This window comes from Chryseobacterium taichungense (assembly GCF_900109935.1).
In the GTDB taxonomy this organism is placed as follows: domain Bacteria; phylum Bacteroidota; class Bacteroidia; order Flavobacteriales; family Weeksellaceae; genus Chryseobacterium; species Chryseobacterium taichungense.
In genome coordinates this window covers 205,486-223,306 of sequence record NZ_FOBV01000002.1, presented here as the reverse complement: position 1 = coordinate 223,306, position 17,821 = coordinate 205,486, and the positions used below count along the sequence as shown (strand labels likewise).

Sequence of the window (17,821 nt, the reverse complement as noted above, 5' to 3'; positions counted from 1 at the left end):
TGATACAAATTACAGTTTTATATACCAATATTACTGTTTTCGATTAAAGATGCGAAAAAAACAGATATTATTTATGTAAATTTGAATAGATAATAACTTTTTAATGATTTTAATTCAACAAAAATCATACTTAAAATTAAAAAACAATTATTAATCCATAAAAATGTTTTCTGATGAAAGAGATCAATGATATTGTAAAAGCTTATAAACAAGCGCAGATTAATGGGTTAAAAACAGCTCTCGCAACAGTTGTAAAGGTTGAAGGTTCTTCTTACAGGCAGGCCGGAGCACGAATGCTGGTTACCGAAGACGGACAACTCACCGGTGCCATCAGTGGCGGATGTTTAGAGGGAGATGCTTTAAGAAAGGCATTACTTGCAATCCATCAGAAAAACAACAAGCTTATCACTTACGACACCAGTAATCCCGATGATGTGGAATTTGGTGTCCAGTTGGGATGCAACGGAATCGTACATATTCTTTTTGAATACATTGATGAAAATTCCTCTCAAAATCCGATCTCTCTTTTAGAGAAAACAATTGAAAACAGGAATGAATCTGTCATCACCACCTTATTTTCACTGGAAAAAAGAAGCAAACAGGCCGGAACCGTTGGATTGGTACGAAATCAAAATACTGTTTTGTCGGATTCAAGTTCTATTTCAGAAAGAGAACTGCTGAATTTTTCTTCAGAAGTTTTAGAAAAAAAACAAAATATACTGACCAGACTTTCATCAAATGAAATTTTGCTGCAATACATTCCTCCACAAACAACGCTAATCATTGCAGGAGCCGGAAACGACGTTAAACCTCTGGTAGACACCGCTTCCATTTTAGGCTGGAAAACAGTAATTGCAGACGGAAGATCAACGCACGCTCTGAAAAAGAGATTTCCTCTCGCAGATGAAGTATTGCTTGCCACACCGGAAGAAATCATTAAAGCAATCGAAATTGATGAGTCTACGGTTTTTGTTATGATGACCCACAATTATAATTATGACCTTGCTTTGCTGAAACTCATCATCCATAAGCCCGTGCAATATATAGGATTATTGGGGCCTAAAACCAGGTTCAACAGAATGATGGATGATCTTAAAAGTTCAGGAATTGATATCGGTGAAAAAGAATTAAATAAACTTTATGGTCCTGTTGGAATAGATATTGGTGCTGAAACTTCGGAAGAAATTGCCATTTCAGTAATTGCAGAGATCAAAGCGGTCTTGAGCCAGAAAAAGGGTTTATCATTACGGGATAAACCGGAAAAAATACATACTGATATTCTCAGTATATAAGAAAAAATTATGCTAACAGATCAATTCGGGAGAAACCATAACTATCTGCGGATATCTTTGACGGACAATTGTAACCTGCGATGCTTCTACTGTATGCCGGAAGAAAATTATGATTTTACACCACATTCAAAACTTATGCAGATCGATGAAATTGATACCATAGCAAAACTATTTGTAAAACAAGGCATTAATAAAATAAGACTCACCGGTGGCGAGCCATTCGTAAGAAAAGATGCTTCAAAGATCATCAGGAATTTAGGTAAACTGCCTGTCCAATTCACCTGTACCACAAACGGTATTCGTATTGATGATATGCTTCCTGAGATTATTCAGGCAAATTTCCACAGCATTAACATCAGCCTTGATACTCTACAGAAGGAAAAATTTCTAAAGATAACCCGCCGTGATTATTTTGACCGTGTTGTAAGAAATATTGATCTTTTACTGCAGCATAATATAAAAACCAAAATCAATGTTGTCGTAATGAAAGATATCAATGATAATGAGATTCCAGATTTCATAGCTTTTACAAAAGACAATCCTGTAGAGGTTCGGTTTATCGAGTTTATGCCTTTTAGCGGAAATAAATGGAGCAGCAATCAGGTGATGACGCAAAAAGACATTTTAAATATCATCAGAGAAAAATACGATTTTATTCCGTTGCCTATCGGTTTTCATGATACAGCGAAGCAATATAAAATTCAGGGTCACCAAGGAAGTTTTTCGATCATCAGTACAATGAGCGAGCCTTTTTGCAGTGGCTGTAACAGGATAAGACTAACAGCAGACGGCAAATTAAAAAACTGTCTGTTTTCAAAACAGGAAACCGATCTTCTGACCCCTTTGCGAAACGGCCAGGATATTTTACCAATCATACAGTCTGCTGTCTGGTCAAAAGCGAAGAAGCAGGGCGGGCAACTGAATGAACAATTTGAAAAAATAAATACTTCCATCATTCAGAACAGAAGCATGATCAATATTGGCGGATAATGAAAAATACAGGAATTATATTACTGGCAGCAGGAAATTCTTCGAGGATGGGATCTGCAAAGCAACTTTTAAGCTATCAGGGAAAAACCTTTCTGGAAAGAATCATTGATACTGCACTTGAAGTATTTGATAAAGATCAGATTATTTTGGTTTTAGGAGCAAATCACCATGAAATATCTTCAACTATTAAAGATAAAAATATATTGATTGCCATTAATGAAGATTGGGAATCAGGTATGGCCTCGTCGATAAAATCAGGACTGAAAACCTTATCAGATCATTTTCCCGAAATGGAAAGATGTTTTATTTCGGTATGCGATCAGCCTTACCTTACCAATGATTTATTTTTGAAAATGTCGCAGTTACAAGACACTTCCCAAAAGGAAATTGTTGTCGCTACATATGCCGATACGGTTGGCGTTCCGGCTTTATTTTCTAAAAAATATTTTAAACAATTAATGGAACTTACCGGTGAACAGGGTGCAAAAAAAATCATCCGGCAAAATATGGAAAATGTCGAAACGTTTGCATTTGCAAAAGGCGCAATTGATATCGACACCCCATCAGACTATGATCATTTAAAAACTAAAGCATGATAAGCGTAGAGGAAGCAGAAAAAATAATCGAACAAAACACCCCGGAAAGCAAACACGAGATTCTTCCTTTGAAAGAAGCATTCGGATATACTACTGCTGAAGATATCTATTCAGGATACGATACCCCGAATTTTTCCCAATCTTCGATGGACGGCTACGCAATCCGCTTTGAAGATAAAGATGTAAAGTTAAAAATAGCAGGTGAAATGCAGGCCGGATCGACAGAACAGTTTCATCTTGAAAAAGGAACTGCCTGCCGTATTTTCACAGGTGCGCCGCTTCCAACAGGTGCAGATACGATCGTTATGCAGGAAAAAGCCTTCATTGAAAACGGATATCTTACAGTTAATGATAATGAACTCGAAAAAGGATTACATGTAAGAAATGCCGGAAGTGATGCAAAAAAAGGCAGTGTGGCGATCAGTTCTGGAAGTTATCTTTCTGCTGCTGCAATAGGCTATCTGGCAGGCATCGGACGTACAGAAGTGAAGATTTTTGCGGCGCCATCGGTTTCCTTAATTCTTACGGGAAACGAGCTGGTACAGCCCGGAGAAAATTTAAGTTTCGGGCAGGTTTATGAATCCAATTCCTATCAGCTGGAAAGTGTTTTAAAACAATGTGGAATTAAAACTATTGAAAGCTTTTGGGTAAAAGATGATCCTTCTGAAGTTGAAAAAACGTTGAATTTGGCAATTGCCAAAACAGATATTGTAATTTTAGTAGGTGGCGTGAGCGTTGGCGATTATGATTTTGTGATTGATGCCACAAAAAAATGTGGTGTCGAGCAGAAATTTCATAAAATCCGACAAAAACCCGGGAAACCGTTCTATTTCGGAGCCAAAGCAGAAAAGCTCATTTTCGGACTACCAGGAAATCCTTCGTCCGCATTGACCTGTTTTTATTTATATATCGCTCCTTTACTCTCAAAAATGATGAAACGTAAAGCTATTACAGAAAAAGCCAATGCAACTTCAACTTCTTCGTATGAAAAGAAAACAGGACTTACTCATTTTCTGAAAGCAACTTATGACAACGGAAAAGTAACGCCACTTCACGCACAGGAATCTTATCGTCTTCAGTCTTTTGCAGAAGCCAACTGCCTGATGGTTTTACCTGAGAATTCTAAAGGCTGTAAAAAAGATGAACTGGTTGAAATTATATTGTTAAAATAAAATCACATAATGAGCGTAGAATTTTTTTATCTGATTTTATTCGTCATTGCGGCTTTGTATGCAGCAGTTGGGCACGGCGGAGCTAGCGGTTATCTGGCATTGATGGCTCTATACGGAATAGCGCCCAAAGAAATGAAGCCAACCGCTCTTGTGCTTAATCTGTTTGTATCACTCACTTCTTTTGTTCAATATTATCGTGGAGGACATTTTAAACTCCGCATTTTTATTCCGATTGCTCTGGCGTCTATTCCTCTGGCTTTTGTAGGAGGAATGATTCATGTTGAGGATACCCTTTACAAACGTATTTTAGGCATTTTACTACTTTTTCCGGTTTTTCGTTTTTTCTTTTTTAAAAGTCCGGATGACAGTGAACTGAAAGAGCCCAAAATCTATTTATCCTTGCTATTCGGAGGTGTTATTGGTTTATTATCAGGGATGATCGGTATTGGTGGAGGAATTTTATTATCTCCGGTTCTTATTTTATTGAAATGGACGAACCAGAAACAGACGGCGGCAATCAGTGCAGCCTTTATTTTTGTTAATTCCATAGCAGGTTTGGGAGGAATGCTTACAAAAGAAATTTCCTTTACAAGCGATATGTGGATGTACATCATCTGTGCGTTTGCAGGAGGATTGCTTGGTGCTTATTTAGCTTCAAAAAAACTCAATCAAAACGGTCTGAAATATGTACTTGCTGTTGTACTTTTGATGGCTTCCTATAAATTAATATCAAGCACTATTTAAAATAACGGAAGATAATACAATGCAGCTAAAAAAGTAAATGAATGAGTACTGTAAAAATAATAAGCTTTGGCAGACTGAAAGAGATTTTAGGTCCGGATTTTGAAATTGAATCCGAAAATACTGATGAATTGCTTAGTCAGCTGACTGAAAAATTTCCTCAGTTGAAAGATTTGAAAGTAAGAAGTGCGGTCAACCAAAAAATTATTTCAGAAAACAAAGCTTTACAAAACAACGACGTGGTAGCTTTAATGCCACCTTATTCAGGAGGATAAATTATGCTAAATTTAGAACGATACGACAGACAAATCAAATTGCAGGGTTTCGGGATTGAAGCTCAGAAAAAACTTGTCTCAGCAAGGGTTTTAGTGATCGGAGCCGGCGGTTTAGGATGTCCGGTTCTCCAATATCTGACTGCAGCCGGTGTCGGCAATATAGGCATTGTGGATGATGACCGGGTTTCATTAAGCAATTTACACAGACAGATTCTCTATAATCCTAATGACATCGGGAAACTGAAAACCGAAACTGCTTTTGAAAGGCTGAATGTAATGAATCCCGAAGTAAAATCCAGCATGATTCCTGAAAGAATTGCTACAAAAAATGCCGTTAAGATCATATCCAATTATGATATAATTATTGACTGCACAGACAATTTCCCGACACGCTATCTGCTTGACGATGTGTGCAGGATTTTACAAAAACCCCTGATATTCGGGGCAATTTATCAGTATGAAGGTCAGGTCGCTGTTTTTAATGTCAAAAATAAAGATGAATCTGTCACCCATTACAGACATCTTTTTCCTGAACCTCCAGAACCGGGAGAAGTTCCGGATTGTAATGATGCCGGAGTTTTGGGCGTTTTACCAGGAGTGATAGGAACTATTCAGGCTGCCGAAGCGATTAAATTAATTACAGGAATCGGAGAACCATTGATCAATAAATTAATGACCATTAATATCCTGAATTATCAGACTGCTGTATTTGAAATTCCTTCAATGAATTTAACCGATAAAAATATTCCTTCAAGTGTAGAAGAATTTGAGAATATGAATTATCAGCTTCACTGCGGAATTGAATATGATGGAATTAAGAATATTTCACCTTCAGAATTTAAAAAAACAGCACAACTTCATGATACAGTCATTATTGATGTTCGTGAACCTGATGAAAATCCAAAGCTTGATCTTCCGTATATTTCGATACCTTTATATCAATTAAAGGAAAATCTCAGTCAGATCCATAATCGAAATATTATTGTTGTCTGTCAATCCGGTAAAAGAAGTATTACCGCAGCGAAAATTTTGCAGGAAATTTTAGGAGCGGAATACAAGATTAGCCATCTGGAAGGCGGGATCAATCATTTAAATAAAAAAATTAATGAGCAAGATTAAAAATATATTTCAGGACTCTCCTATCTCCCCTTTATTCATCGCGGAAAGTATTACAAAACATTCCACGAAAACTGAAATCGGAGCGCATCAGATTTTTCTGGGCCAGATCCGGGCAGATGAAATTGGCAATAAAACTGTTAAAGCCATTGAATATACAGCGTACGAAGATTTAGCACTGACTCAAATGGCAACGATACGCGAAGAGATTTTTGCAAAATATAACCTTAGCTGCATGCATATTCATCACAGCTTGGGTATCGTTCATACAGGGGAAATCTGCCTTTTTGTATTCACCTCATCCAAACATCGAAAACAAGCGACACTTGCCTGCAATGAAGTAGTTGAACGTATCAAAAACGAACTTCCGATCTGGGGCAAAGAAATCTTTGAAGATGAAACGCATCAATGGAAAATAAACCAATAAACCATGGTAGATATTACTTTTAAAACTTTTACGCTGCGAAAGGCAATTGCGGCTGCAACCATAAAAACTTCGGACATTTCAACAATAGAAGCTGTTCAAAACGGAACAGTTCCGAAAGGTAATGTTCTGGAATTTGCGAGAGCTTCCTCTTTATTGGCGATCAAAAAAACAAGCGATGTTATTCCGGATTGCCATCCTTTGCCTGTAGAATATGCTGCCATTAATTATGAAATGAGCGGTTTACATATTAACATCACTGTTGAGGTTCATACCATCTACAAGACCGGCGTAGAGGTCGAAGCCATGCATGGAGCTTCCGTAGCCGCTTTGGTGATCTATGATATGCTGAAGCCCATTGATAAAAACGTAGAAATCTCCAACATCAGGCTTTTAGAAAAGCAGGGCGGAAAAAGCAGTCAGAAAAATATAGAAGCTGAACATCTTACAGCAGCGGTAGTGGTGTGCAGTGATACTGTTTCTCAGGGACTTAAAAATGATACTTCCGGAAAATTTTTGGTTGAATCTCTTAAAAATCAGGGAATTGCTGACGTTAATTATTCAGTTGTTCCAGATGATATTTCTGCGATTCAGGAAAAGATAGAACTTTTAAAAAATAAAGGCTGTAATCTTCTTATTTTTACGGGCGGAACAGGACTTTCCGATCGGGATGTTACTCCGGAAGCGGTTTTACCGTTTATTACGAAAGAAATTCCGGGAATTATGGAAACGGCCAGAAACTATGGGCAGGATCGGATAAAAACCTCCATGCTTTCACGGGGAATAGCCGGCTTTTCTAATGATATGCTGATTTTAACCTTCCCAGGATCCACTGGTGCTGTAAAGGAATATTTCCAGGCTCTGTTTCCGCAGGTTTTACATGTGTTTTCCGTAAAAAAAGGTGATGGCCATTAGTTTCCATTTCTCAGCTGAAGTACTGCTTTCTGTATTTTTTCCACGGCTAGTTCAATCTCTGAAAGTGTGGTGTATTTCCCTATGCTGAATCGTATTGAAGACAACGCATCTTGATCGCTCATTCCCATTGCCTGAAGAACGTGAGAGGGTTTAGTAGTGACTGCATTGCAGGCAGAACCACTTGAAACACAGATATTCCCTAAAGAAATAATTAATTCTTCGGAATTGATCCCTTCAAAGCAGATATTTGTGGTATTGAAAATTCTTGCTGAATGATCTCCGTTAATAGATGTTTGAGGAATTTTTAACAGTTCGTTTTCAAGTTGATCTCTTAATTTTTTAGCTTTTTGAGCATCTACTTCCATTTCCTCAACTGCGATCTGAGCGGCTTTTCCCATTCCGACAATTCCCGGAACATTTAAAGTACCGCTTCTCAGATTATTCTGTTGCCCACCGCCCTGAATTTGTGGCTGTATCTTATTTTTAATGTCAGAAGAAATATAAAGTACCCCTACTCCTTTCGGCCCGTAAAATTTATGTGCTGAAAAAGCCATCATATCAATATGTAATGTTTTTACATTAATCGGGATTTTTCCTACAGCCTGTGTTGCATCACAAAAAAAATAACAGCCGTTTCGATGGGCTAATTCAGCGATTTCTTTTATTGGGTGAATGACTCCTGTTTCATTGTTAACGAACATGATACAAACCATCAAAGTTCTTTCATTGATCAGAGATCCCAATTCAGAAAGATTGATATTCCCCAAATGATCAACACGTAAATAATCAATTTGAAATCCGTCTTTTTCAAGTTGCAAACAGGTATCTAAAACTGCCTTATGCTCTGTGGTAATTGTAATAATGTGGTTTTTATTTGCCTTAAATCCTTTTAGTGCAAGATTTACAGATTCTGTTGCGCCCGATGTGAAAGTAATTTCTTTAGGATGCGCTCCGATAAGTTCTGCAACTTCTTCTGCTGCATTTTCAACCGACTCTTTCACAGTAAGCCCGAAAAGGTGAGCACTTCCTGAATTTGCATATAATTGATTGAAAAAAGGCAACATTTCATCGAGTATTCTTGGATCGACAGGAGTTGTTGCATTGTAATCTAAATAAACGAAATCATTATCCATCTTGACATTTTAATTCAGTATAAAAATAACGATCTTTTTTAGTTTAATTTAAATCTCAGTAAAAGATGATTATTAATTTTAAAATAAAGAATCTAATTCTGTTTTAAAGCTTCGCACAATCCTGTACTTTATTCAACTTTCAATATAGGATTCTTTAACAATAGCTGTTACTTACAATTTAATTTCTATTCTAATCAGTTCTCCATGCAGTTTTCACCTTAAAAACTTATATTTGGCATCCCAAACGCTATTTCCATGCAGAATTTCTTTCCCGCACAATATTCTACGTTATCCGCTACAGCTTTAAAGGATTATTTAATTACAAAATATCGGTTAGACCATTCCACAACATGCCGATTACTTATCAGAAATGTAAGCGATACATATATTGTTGAAACTCTAGATCGAAAATATATTTTTAAAATTTACCGTGATGCTCACCGTAAACGCAGCGAAATTGAAGCTGAGGTAGAACTGCTCAACATTTTAAGAACAAGTGGAAATTCAGTTGCCTATCCGATTAAGGATATAGAAGGAAAACAGGTTCAACAGCTTAATGCCATTGAGGGCATACGAAATGGTGTATTATTTTCTTTTGCTGAGGGGAAAGTGATTGTAGATCTCACGGATCAACACCTTATTCAGTTGGGACATGATATGGCTAAATTACATCAAACCACATCATCAATAAAACTGAACAATCCCAGACCGTTATGGAATTTTGAAACCACTTTGTTTGAGCCCTTAAAAGATCTAAAACCCCATTTTTCAGAAATGAAAGAAGAATATGAATATTTGTATAATATCTCAGGAAAAGTAGTTGAAAAGTTTAAAGATTTCGATACCTCAAAATTCAGCTATGGCTATTGTCATTATGATTTCTTCCCTAAGAATTTTCATTTTGATGAGCAGCGGAAAATCACGTTTTTTGATTTCGATTTTGCTGGAGAAGGCTACCTTATCAACGATTTAATGTCATTTTTCAACCATTATTTCTTTCACCAATTTAATAACTTAATTTCAGCCGAACAGGCAGAAAAAGATTTCAATGTCTTCCTAAATGCCTATCAGCAGCAGCGGCCTTTAACTAACGATGAATTACAAGCCATTCCTTATTTAGGCATTACTTTTCATATTTTCTTCCTGAAATTCTTTTATGACAATTATGATGATTGGTCTAATGTTTTTTTAACTCCTCGATATACAAAACATCGTGTGGCATTGATTAAAAGATGGGAAGAAATGTATTGTAAATTTTAAGATTTCTATATATGATTCATTCCATTGATCATCAAAGCGGCTCAGGATTTGTTAATTTTTAACGATAAATTAAAAAATGGAAAAAAGACCCCATTTCAAAGCAACACTTACCTATCTTTCAACGGAAGACGGTGGTATTGTAACGCCTGTATCCTCGGGTTTCAGAGCAATCATTAGATTTCCATATGATAACCGGGAATTAATTGTCAATCAGACATTCTTAGAAACAGATATCGTATTTCCGGGAGACACTGTGATTGCAGACATGTTTTTGTTAGATGCCAAAGAAACGTTAGAAAAAATATATACAGGACTGGGCTTTGATCTTCTTATTCAATCAAATATAATCGCAAACGGCGTGGTCACTCATATTTATCGTATGAATGACAATAAATAATGTTTAAAAGAATTCAGCAAATACTTAAAAGAGAGGATCATACCATTTCCCGAAATCTGATCGGGGTAATCTGCATATTTTTTTTGAAAAAATTATTAAAATGTGTAGCCTCCTTAAATCCAAGTGAATAGGCAATTTCCGAAACGTTCCATTCGGTATGTTTGAGTAAAATTTTTGCTTCTTGTAACAGCCGTTCGGTAATAATTTCGGAAGTTGTTTTTTCAGTAATTTCCTTCACAGCTCTGTTAAGGTGATTAACATGAACAGAGAGCTGACCGGCAAATTCCGAGGGCGACCGAAAGTGTATCCGTTGTCTCACATCTTCAATGGGAAATTGACGCTCTAAAAGCTCCAGGAACAGATGGGTGATCCTCTGAGAAGCGTTAGCCTGTTGTTTTTCAGCTTTTGAAGCCGGTTTCATTTTGAGTGTATAATGCAGCAAGTCAAATACCAGGTTTCTTAGGAGGTCATATTTATGTACATAATCAGAACCAATTTCAGCCTGCATTTTCCTGAAAATCTGCGTTACATCATTCAGTTGTTCATCTGTCAGTTCAAAAACAGGTACTGCATTAGGTTTAAAAACTTCATAGTCATTCAGGTTTCCGAAATGATGAAAAAAAGCAGGTGTGAAGACACAAAAAAATCCTGATTTATGATCGTCAATCCATTCAAATTTGTACGGAATCTGGGGATTGGTAAAAAATAACGCATGCTTTTGAATATCAATGACCTTATCTGCATAATGGATCCTGTTTTTACCAATAATCAGGGTGATTTTAAAATAATCTTTCCGGCTATAGACTACAGGTTTAGTGCTTTTACCGATATATTCATCTATTGTGAAAACATTAAAATGCCCTACTCCATTTCTGATATTTTCAGGAATTTGGTTAAATTTTGAGCGGTAAAATTCTTCCAGTGACTGCATTTTTTCCATTTGATAAATGTACGAAAATCAAACAAAAGCGCCGTCTATTTATAATGACAACGCTTTAATTTTCGCCTGAAATATTACTAAAAATCAGTAGAAAAAGAAATTTCTTTATTGCTTTCCAATTCTTTTGAAAGTAAACGGATTTTTTCTTTTGCACGGGTATAGGCATCGCTTCCGACATATAGACGAACAGGCGGATTCGGGTTTTCTGCCAGATCGATAAGAACCTGAGCCAGCTTTTCGGGATTACCGATTTGTGTTCCGTTCATTGTAGTGTATTTCTCGTGTGAAGCTCTGATTGCATTATAACCTTCGATTTTCTCTTTAGCAAAAACAAGGGAACTGTCTTGTAAAAACTCAGTCCGGAAGGCCCCTGGTGCAACTACCGTCACTTTTACACCAAACTCTTTTACATCTTCTGCCATGACTTCGGAAATTCCCATTACCGCATATTTTGTTGCAGCATACATTGCCCAACCGATTCCCGGAGCAAACCCTGCAATAGAAGAAATATTGATGATATTTCCCGATTTTTGCTCCTTGAAATAAGGCATTATCGATTGCATTGTTTTGATAACAGCCAATACGTTTATATCAAAGCTGTCTTTGATTTCTCTTTGATTTAATTCTTCCACAGCTCCACCAATCCCATAACCTGCATTGTTTACCAAGACATCTATTTTTCCGAAGTGAGCAACCGCTTTTTCAACAGCCTCACTGATAGATTTTTCACTTGTCAAATTAACTTCCAGCGGTAAAAATTTTTGCTCATTAAAATTTCCAACGGCATCAATTAAGCCCTGAGATTTTCGGCTTGTTGCCGCTACTTTATAGCCTTTTTCAAGGAGTTTTTCCGCTAATGAAAGTCCCAATCCTTTAGATGCTCCTGTTATAAACCATACTTTTTTTGTGTTCATAATTTTTAAACTTTTTTATAGTACAAAGGTAGAACGCAATAAAAATCATGGGTTAACAAAATCAAAACAAATTCTTACAAAAATCAAACAATTACGCTCAAACCATCATATTCAGCACATCAGGATTATCATTAAGATAGGATTCAAAATAACCAAGGTTTTGCATTCTCTGTCTCAGGCCATTAAAATCAGAAATGCTGGAAAGCTCTATGCCGACGATTGCCAGCGCAGTTTCTCTTGAGTTTTTCTTGGTGTATTCGAAATGGGTGATATCGTCATTTTCTCCCAAAACATTCAGAACAAAATCTTTCAGAGAACCGGGACGCTGCGGAAATTTTACCATAAAATAATGTTTCAAACCATTGTAAAGCAAAGCGCGTTCTTTGATTTCCTCCATTCTGGTAATATCATTGTTGCTTCCGCTGACGATGCAGACCACATTTTTACCTTTAATCTGATTTCGATATTCTTCTAAAGCTGAAATAGACAACGCTCCGGCAGGTTCCAAAACAATTGCATCTTTGTTATAGAGTTGAAGAATCGTATCACAAATCTTCCCTTCATCCACAGGAATGCAATCTGCAAGCGCATTTCTGCAAATCTCAAAAGTCAAATCCCCTACTCTTTTTACCGCTGCTCCATCTACAAAACCATCAACTTCCTGCAATTCTGTATTGAGATTATTATCGATGGAGGTTTTCATAGAAGGTGCTCCTTTTGGTTCAACTCCAATCAATAGCGTTTCTTTTGATAATTCTTTAAAAACAGTAGAAATTCCCGAAGCCAAACCACCACCGCCAATCGGAATGAAAACAAAATCTATATTTTCTTTTTGTTGTTCTAAAATTTCCAGTGCCAAAGTCGCCTGTCCTTCAATAATCTGAACATCATCAAAAGGATGAATAAAAGCTGCTCCCGAAGTTTGCGCAAATTCCAAGGCTGCATTTTTTGAAGCATCGAAAGTATCGCCGACCAACTTGATTTCGGCAAAGTTTCCGCCAAACATTTCTACCTGTTCCAGCTTTTGTTTCGGAGTTGTCACAGGCATAAAAATCGTTCCCTTAATCTGAAGCTGTTTACAGGAAAAAGCCACTCCCTGAGCGTGATTTCCGGCGCTTGCACAGACTATTCCGTCCGAAGTTTTGCCTTCATTGTAAAGACTTTTGATTTTATTGTAAGCCCCGCGCAATTTATACGACCTCACAGGTTGCAGGTCTTCTCTTTTGAGAAAAATATTGGCTCCAAATTTATCTGACAAGCGGGCATTGTATTGCAATGGTGTGTAATTCACCACATTCTCTATACTTTTCCGGGCGTCTTTTACCGCTTCCAATGTTGGAAATATCATCGTTTCATTCATCTTCATTTATAATTACAGATTCTTTGATTTTAGTTTTAATCACTTGTTTTACTTAATTTTCTTAATCAAAATAAACTTGTTTATTCTGAATTTTTTGAAACATTAAGAAGTTTAGATTTATCTTTATTTGATATTCTATTTTTAAGAAATTGATAAATCAATTTAATTTAAGAATATTAAGTTCTTAATTCCTTAATGTTTTAATAATTCAAATGAACTATTAATTTTTCCGTTTTCCAGAACGAGTTTGTGACTGAGTTTTTTTGGTAATTGAGATTCAAAATGCCCAACGTAAATCAACGATTGTCCCTGGCCTGCCAAATCATCAATGACCTGATTAAAATATTGTGTCTGTTCGTTGTCCATTCCCTGACAAGGCTCATCCAGAATCAAAAGCTTTGGTTTTTTAATCAATGTTCTTGCGAGTAAAGCCAAACGTTGTTTCCCAAGCGGTAAAGTATTTAACTTCTTATTTTTATCATCTTTCAAATCGAAGAAATGCAGCATCTGCTCCAATTGTTGTTGCTGACTAAAACTCAGTTTCTGAAACAACGACATCGAATCAAAAAAACCGGAAGCAATGGTTTGTCCGACATTCGCATTCATATCGAAATACCAATGCAACTCAGGCGAAATCATTCCGATTTTTTCTTTGATGTCCCAGATACTTTCCCCGCTTCCCCGCTTTTGTCCGAAAAGATAAATCTCATTGGCATAAGCCTGAGGATGGTCACCATTTAACAAACTGAGCAATGTTGATTTTCCCGAGCCATTGTGACCCTGCAACAGCCATTGCTCACCGGAATTGACTTCCCAATCGATATTTCTCAGTACTTGTTTTTCACCATAAGAGATATTGATATTTTCCAGTTTGATGAGACTTTCCTGTTCGTTTTCCTGATTGTCTTGAAGGAAAAAAGGAAGCGATTTTGGCGTTCTTTCTTCTCCTTTGGAAAATTCTTTTGGAGAGTTTCTGTGAACTAATTTTCCGTTTTCTATTTCTACAAAATACTGAACACTTTCAGGATATTCTTCATCGTTATTTATCAAAATCAATGTGACATTTTCCTGAATTAAATTATCAAAAGCCTGATTCAAAAACTGTCTCGATTTGGTATCCAATCCTGTGTAAGGCTGGTCGATAATCAGAACCTGAGGTTTTAGCCAAAGTGCTTTCAGTAATTGTAATTTCTTGTGTTCGCCGCTTGACAATTCTATCAATTGCTGATTTTTAAAATTTTCAAATCCAAACGGTTCTAAATAGGATTCTAATATTCTGAAATCCAGATTTTCTTCTTTTCCAAAATGATTAAGCTCTGCAAAAACAGTGAGTGTATCATTTTTAGCAAATTGATTATATCGCTGTTGATAATAAAAATTGCGGTCGCCTTCCAGATTAGTGAACTGAAACCAATTGGAAACGTACAGAACTTTCCTCTTCAAGTTTAAATTTTCATTAAAATTGACCTCAACTTTTCCTTCAAAATTTTTGATTTCTCCGGAAATGATTTTGGCTAAGGTTGTTTTCCCGCTTCCGCTTAATCCGCCTAACATCCAGCATTCCCCGGAAGATATTTCCCAGTCGAAATGGTTCAGCATGAGTTTGTCATACTGGAAATTCAGGTTTGAAATGTGGATGATTGGGGTTGACATTTTTTAAGTTTTTTGAATCAATTTTGAACACAAAGTGCACAAAGATTTTTTATTAACTAACTGCTTTAAGTTCACAAAGCCGCTTCGCTTATAAAAGGTTTTGCATATAATTTGTCATTGACTTCTTCGAATCTCTGATTTCCGTAGGAATCTAAACTTAGTATTTTAAATTATTGCTGAGATTTCTACGAAATGACAAAAATGCTGTTGGTTTTAACGTGCCCCGGCTTGAACGGAGCTCGTCATTGCGAGGAACGAAGCAATCTGGATCTACTGGAGATTGCTTCGTTCCTCGCAATAACAGCGGGAGTGGAAGACGGATAAAGGCGCCCAAATAAATATTTTATACTGTTTTGATAGACTTCATCGCCGTCATTGCAGAGCGCAGTTTTCTGCCGACAATTTCTACCGGATGATTTCTCAAAACATCGTTCACATAAACCAATTGAGCGTTGTCAACCGAAGTTTTTTTGCCTTCGTTGAAGTCTTTTCCAACCAAATCCGTATCCACCGACTTCATAAAATCTGCCAGCAAAGGTTTGCAAGCCTGGTCGAACAGGTAACAGCCGTATTCTGCAGTGTCGGAAATCACACGATTCATCTCGAACAGTTTTTTTCGTGCGATGGTATTGGCAATCAAAGGGGTTTCGTGAAGCGATTCGTAATAAGCGGATTCCGGCTTGATTCCGGCTTCAACCATCGTTTCAAACGCTAATTCAACACCCGCTCTGATGAAGGCCGACATCAAAAGATAATTGTCAAAATATTCCTGCTCCTCGATTTTCACATCGCTTACAGGTGTTTTCTCGAAAGCGGTTTCTCCTGTTTCTGCACGCCATTTCAAAAGATTGGCATCGCCGTTTGCCCAGTCTTCCATCATTGTTTTGGAAAATTCGCCGGAGATGATATCGTCCTGATGTTTCTGGAAAAGCGGGCGCATAATATCTTTCAGTTTTTCTGACAACTCAAAGGCTTTTAGTTTCGCAGGGTTAGAAAGTCTGTCCAGCATTCCGCTTACACCGCCGTGTTTCAAGGCTTCTGTGATGACCTCAATACCGTATTGAACCAATTTGGAAGCGTAACCTGCATCAATTCCTTTTTCGACCATTTTGTCAAACGAAAGAATAGAACCTGTCTGCAAAAGTCCGCACAAAATCGTCTGTTCTCCCATCAAATCGGACTTCACTTCTGCCACGAAAGAGGATTTCAAAACACCGGCTTTGTGACCGCCTGTTCCTACACAATATGCTTTTGCTTCTGCCCAGCCTTTTCCTTGAGGGTCATTTTCAGGATGAACGGCAATCAGCGTCGGAACACCGAAACCTCGCAGATATTCGGCACGAACTTCGGAACCTGGGCATTTTGGAGCGACCATAATCACCGTCAAATCTTTACGAATCTGCATCCCTTCTTCCACGATATTGAAACCGTGTGAATAGGACAAAGTCGCACCCTGTTTCATCAAAGGCTGAACCGCATTGATTACCGAAGTGTGTTGCTTGTCAGGCGTTAAATTGATGACCAAATCCGCAGTGGGAATCAGTTCTTCGTAAGTTCCGACTTTGAAATTATTTTCGGTTGCGTTTTTCCACGAATCTCTCTTTTGGTCGATAGCTTCCTGACGCAATGCGTAAGAAACGTCCAGTCCGCTGTCTCTGAGATTCAGACCTTGATTCAGCCCCTGAGCGCCGCAACCAACCACTACGATTTTCTTTCCTTTCAATGCAGAAACGCCATCAGAAAACTCTGAACTGTCCATAAATTCCGCCTGTCCTAACTGATGCAACTGGTCTCTCAGTGATAAGGTATTGAAATAATTTGCCATTATAATATAATTGATAAATGATTATTGATAATTGATTTTATTTTATTTTTGAACACAAAGCGCACAAAGGTTTTTTAACAATTGAATGTTTTTAAGTTCACAAATCGAAGATTCATCGATTTCTTTGAATTCAATAAAAACTTTGAGATAAAGGCGCTTACGCTCAACAAAGTTTGATTGTTTATTTACATTGTGAAAACATCGTCTCTTTTATCGAGATATTCGTTTTCAATAAGTTCGGGAGATGGTTCTCTTTTTTCAAACTCGAGGACTTTTTCGTGGATTCCTGCGCTGTTTTTGATGATAGCGATTCTTGCTCCACGCACGAATTCGATGAGTCCGTATTTGTTGAGCTCTTCAGTTAACCGGTCGATTTCTTCCCGATGTCCTGCCGTTTCAAAAACGATGTAATCCTGACGAATCACAACTGTAGATGCGCCATACTGACGAAGCAATCGTTCTACATAGACCTTTTCTGTCACCACATTTGCGGGGACTTTGTAAAGTGCCTGTTCCTGCCAGACAATCTCATCATCTGTATTGAAATAAGCTTTCAGAATGTCGATTTGTTTTTCCAGCTGACGGCAAAGTTTTCTTACGACTTCTTCGGTTTCATTAATGAGAATTGTGAATCTGTGAATGCCTTCCACCTCGGAAGGAGATGTATTAAGACTCTCGATATTGATTTTTCTTCGTGAAAAAATCCCTGAAATTCTGCCAATTAATCCAACAGAATTTTCGGTGTATAATGTGATGGTAAATTCTTGTTTTTCCATTGTTTTTTCAAAATTTTCCATTATTGGAATGATATTGAACCC

Annotated in this window: 18 protein-coding genes; 11 read left to right on the top strand and 7 right to left on the bottom strand. The window is 37.2% G+C overall.

Annotated features, from left to right (window positions below; all coding sequences use genetic code 11):
• Positions 1-173 precede the first annotated feature (173 nt).
• Genes BMW64_RS04725 through moaCB form a run of 9 tightly spaced genes read left to right on the top strand, consistent with a single transcriptional unit; the run spans position 174 to position 7,521 of the window.
• Positions 174-1,292, top strand: a complete 1,119-nt coding sequence (locus tag BMW64_RS04725; protein WP_089998802.1) for an XdhC family protein — start codon at positions 174-176, stop codon at positions 1,290-1,292.
• A gap of 9 nt (positions 1,293-1,301) precedes the next feature.
• Positions 1,302-2,282, top strand: coding sequence for a GTP 3',8-cyclase MoaA (gene moaA / locus BMW64_RS04720; RefSeq protein WP_089998800.1), 981 nt, complete (start codon positions 1,302-1,304; stop codon positions 2,280-2,282).
• Positions 2,282-2,878, top strand: coding sequence for a nucleotidyltransferase family protein (locus tag BMW64_RS04715; RefSeq protein ID WP_089998798.1), 597 nt, complete (start codon positions 2,282-2,284; stop codon positions 2,876-2,878). The genes moaA and BMW64_RS04715 overlap by 1 nt, the downstream gene beginning before the upstream one ends.
• A complete protein-coding gene (locus BMW64_RS04710; protein ID WP_089998797.1) occupies positions 2,875-4,050 on the top strand; it encodes a molybdopterin molybdotransferase MoeA in 1,176 nt (391 codons plus the stop codon). Before BMW64_RS04715 ends, BMW64_RS04710 begins: the two co-directional genes overlap by 4 nt.
• A gap of 9 nt (positions 4,051-4,059) precedes the next feature.
• Positions 4,060-4,794 carry a sulfite exporter TauE/SafE family protein gene (locus tag BMW64_RS04705; RefSeq protein ID WP_089998796.1) on the top strand — a complete coding sequence of 245 codons (735 nt, stop codon included), beginning with the start codon at positions 4,060-4,062 and terminating at the stop codon, positions 4,792-4,794.
• A gap of 41 nt (positions 4,795-4,835) precedes the next feature.
• On the top strand, positions 4,836-5,066 hold the full coding sequence (locus tag BMW64_RS04700) for a MoaD/ThiS family protein (protein WP_089998794.1): 231 nt from the start codon (positions 4,836-4,838) through the stop codon (positions 5,064-5,066).
• 3 nt (positions 5,067-5,069) lie between these two features.
• Entirely contained in the window at positions 5,070-6,185 is a 1,116-nt protein-coding gene (locus tag BMW64_RS04695; RefSeq protein ID WP_089998793.1) for a HesA/MoeB/ThiF family protein, read from the top strand.
• The gene (locus BMW64_RS04690; protein ID WP_089998792.1) at positions 6,172-6,609 is read left to right on the top strand and encodes a molybdenum cofactor biosynthesis protein MoaE; all 438 of its coding nucleotides are present in this window, start codon (positions 6,172-6,174) and stop codon (positions 6,607-6,609) included. Before BMW64_RS04695 ends, BMW64_RS04690 begins: the two co-directional genes overlap by 14 nt.
• A gap of 3 nt (positions 6,610-6,612) precedes the next feature.
• Positions 6,613-7,521 carry a bifunctional molybdenum cofactor biosynthesis protein MoaC/MoaB gene (gene moaCB, locus BMW64_RS04685; protein WP_089998791.1) on the top strand — a complete coding sequence of 303 codons (909 nt, stop codon included), beginning with the start codon at positions 6,613-6,615 and terminating at the stop codon, positions 7,519-7,521.
• Here moaCB and BMW64_RS04680 read toward each other — a convergent pair.
• On the bottom strand, positions 7,518-8,654 hold the full coding sequence (locus BMW64_RS04680; protein WP_089998789.1) for a cysteine desulfurase family protein: 1,137 nt from the start codon (positions 8,652-8,654) through the stop codon (positions 7,518-7,520). The genes moaCB and BMW64_RS04680 overlap by 4 nt on opposite strands.
• A gap of 255 nt (positions 8,655-8,909) precedes the next feature.
• On the opposite strand from BMW64_RS04680, the gene BMW64_RS04675 reads away from it, so the two are divergent.
• Positions 8,910-9,914, top strand: a complete 1,005-nt coding sequence (locus BMW64_RS04675; RefSeq protein ID WP_089998787.1) for a phosphotransferase — start codon at positions 8,910-8,912, stop codon at positions 9,912-9,914.
• Between the two features lie 76 nt (positions 9,915-9,990).
• On the top strand, positions 9,991-10,311 hold the full coding sequence (locus BMW64_RS04670) for a hypothetical protein (protein WP_089998785.1): 321 nt from the start codon (positions 9,991-9,993) through the stop codon (positions 10,309-10,311).
• A gap of 37 nt (positions 10,312-10,348) precedes the next feature.
• Here BMW64_RS04670 and BMW64_RS04665 read toward each other — a convergent pair whose 3' ends face one another.
• From BMW64_RS04665 to ilvN, 6 genes are all read right to left on the bottom strand, one after another.
• The gene (locus BMW64_RS04665; RefSeq protein ID WP_089998783.1) at positions 10,349-11,251 is read right to left on the bottom strand and encodes a helix-turn-helix domain-containing protein; all 903 of its coding nucleotides are present in this window, start codon (positions 11,249-11,251) and stop codon (positions 10,349-10,351) included.
• A 77-nt stretch (positions 11,252-11,328) separates the two neighbouring features.
• Entirely contained in the window at positions 11,329-12,165 is an 837-nt protein-coding gene (locus BMW64_RS04660) for an SDR family NAD(P)-dependent oxidoreductase (RefSeq protein ID WP_089998782.1), read from the bottom strand.
• 97 nt (positions 12,166-12,262) lie between these two features.
• On the bottom strand, positions 12,263-13,531 hold the full coding sequence (ilvA, locus tag BMW64_RS04655) for a threonine ammonia-lyase IlvA (RefSeq protein ID WP_228400836.1): 1,269 nt from the start codon (positions 13,529-13,531) through the stop codon (positions 12,263-12,265).
• A gap of 186 nt (positions 13,532-13,717) precedes the next feature.
• Positions 13,718-15,178, bottom strand: coding sequence for an ATP-binding cassette domain-containing protein (locus tag BMW64_RS04650; protein WP_089998779.1), 1,461 nt, complete (start codon positions 15,176-15,178; stop codon positions 13,718-13,720).
• A 343-nt stretch (positions 15,179-15,521) separates the two neighbouring features.
• A complete protein-coding gene (gene ilvC / locus BMW64_RS04645) occupies positions 15,522-17,003 on the bottom strand; it encodes a ketol-acid reductoisomerase (RefSeq protein ID WP_089998778.1) in 1,482 nt (493 codons plus the stop codon).
• A 185-nt stretch (positions 17,004-17,188) separates the two neighbouring features.
• The gene (ilvN, locus tag BMW64_RS04640) at positions 17,189-17,779 is read right to left on the bottom strand and encodes an acetolactate synthase small subunit (RefSeq protein WP_027384999.1); all 591 of its coding nucleotides are present in this window, start codon (positions 17,777-17,779) and stop codon (positions 17,189-17,191) included.
• Between the last annotated feature and the right edge of the window lie 42 nt (positions 17,780-17,821).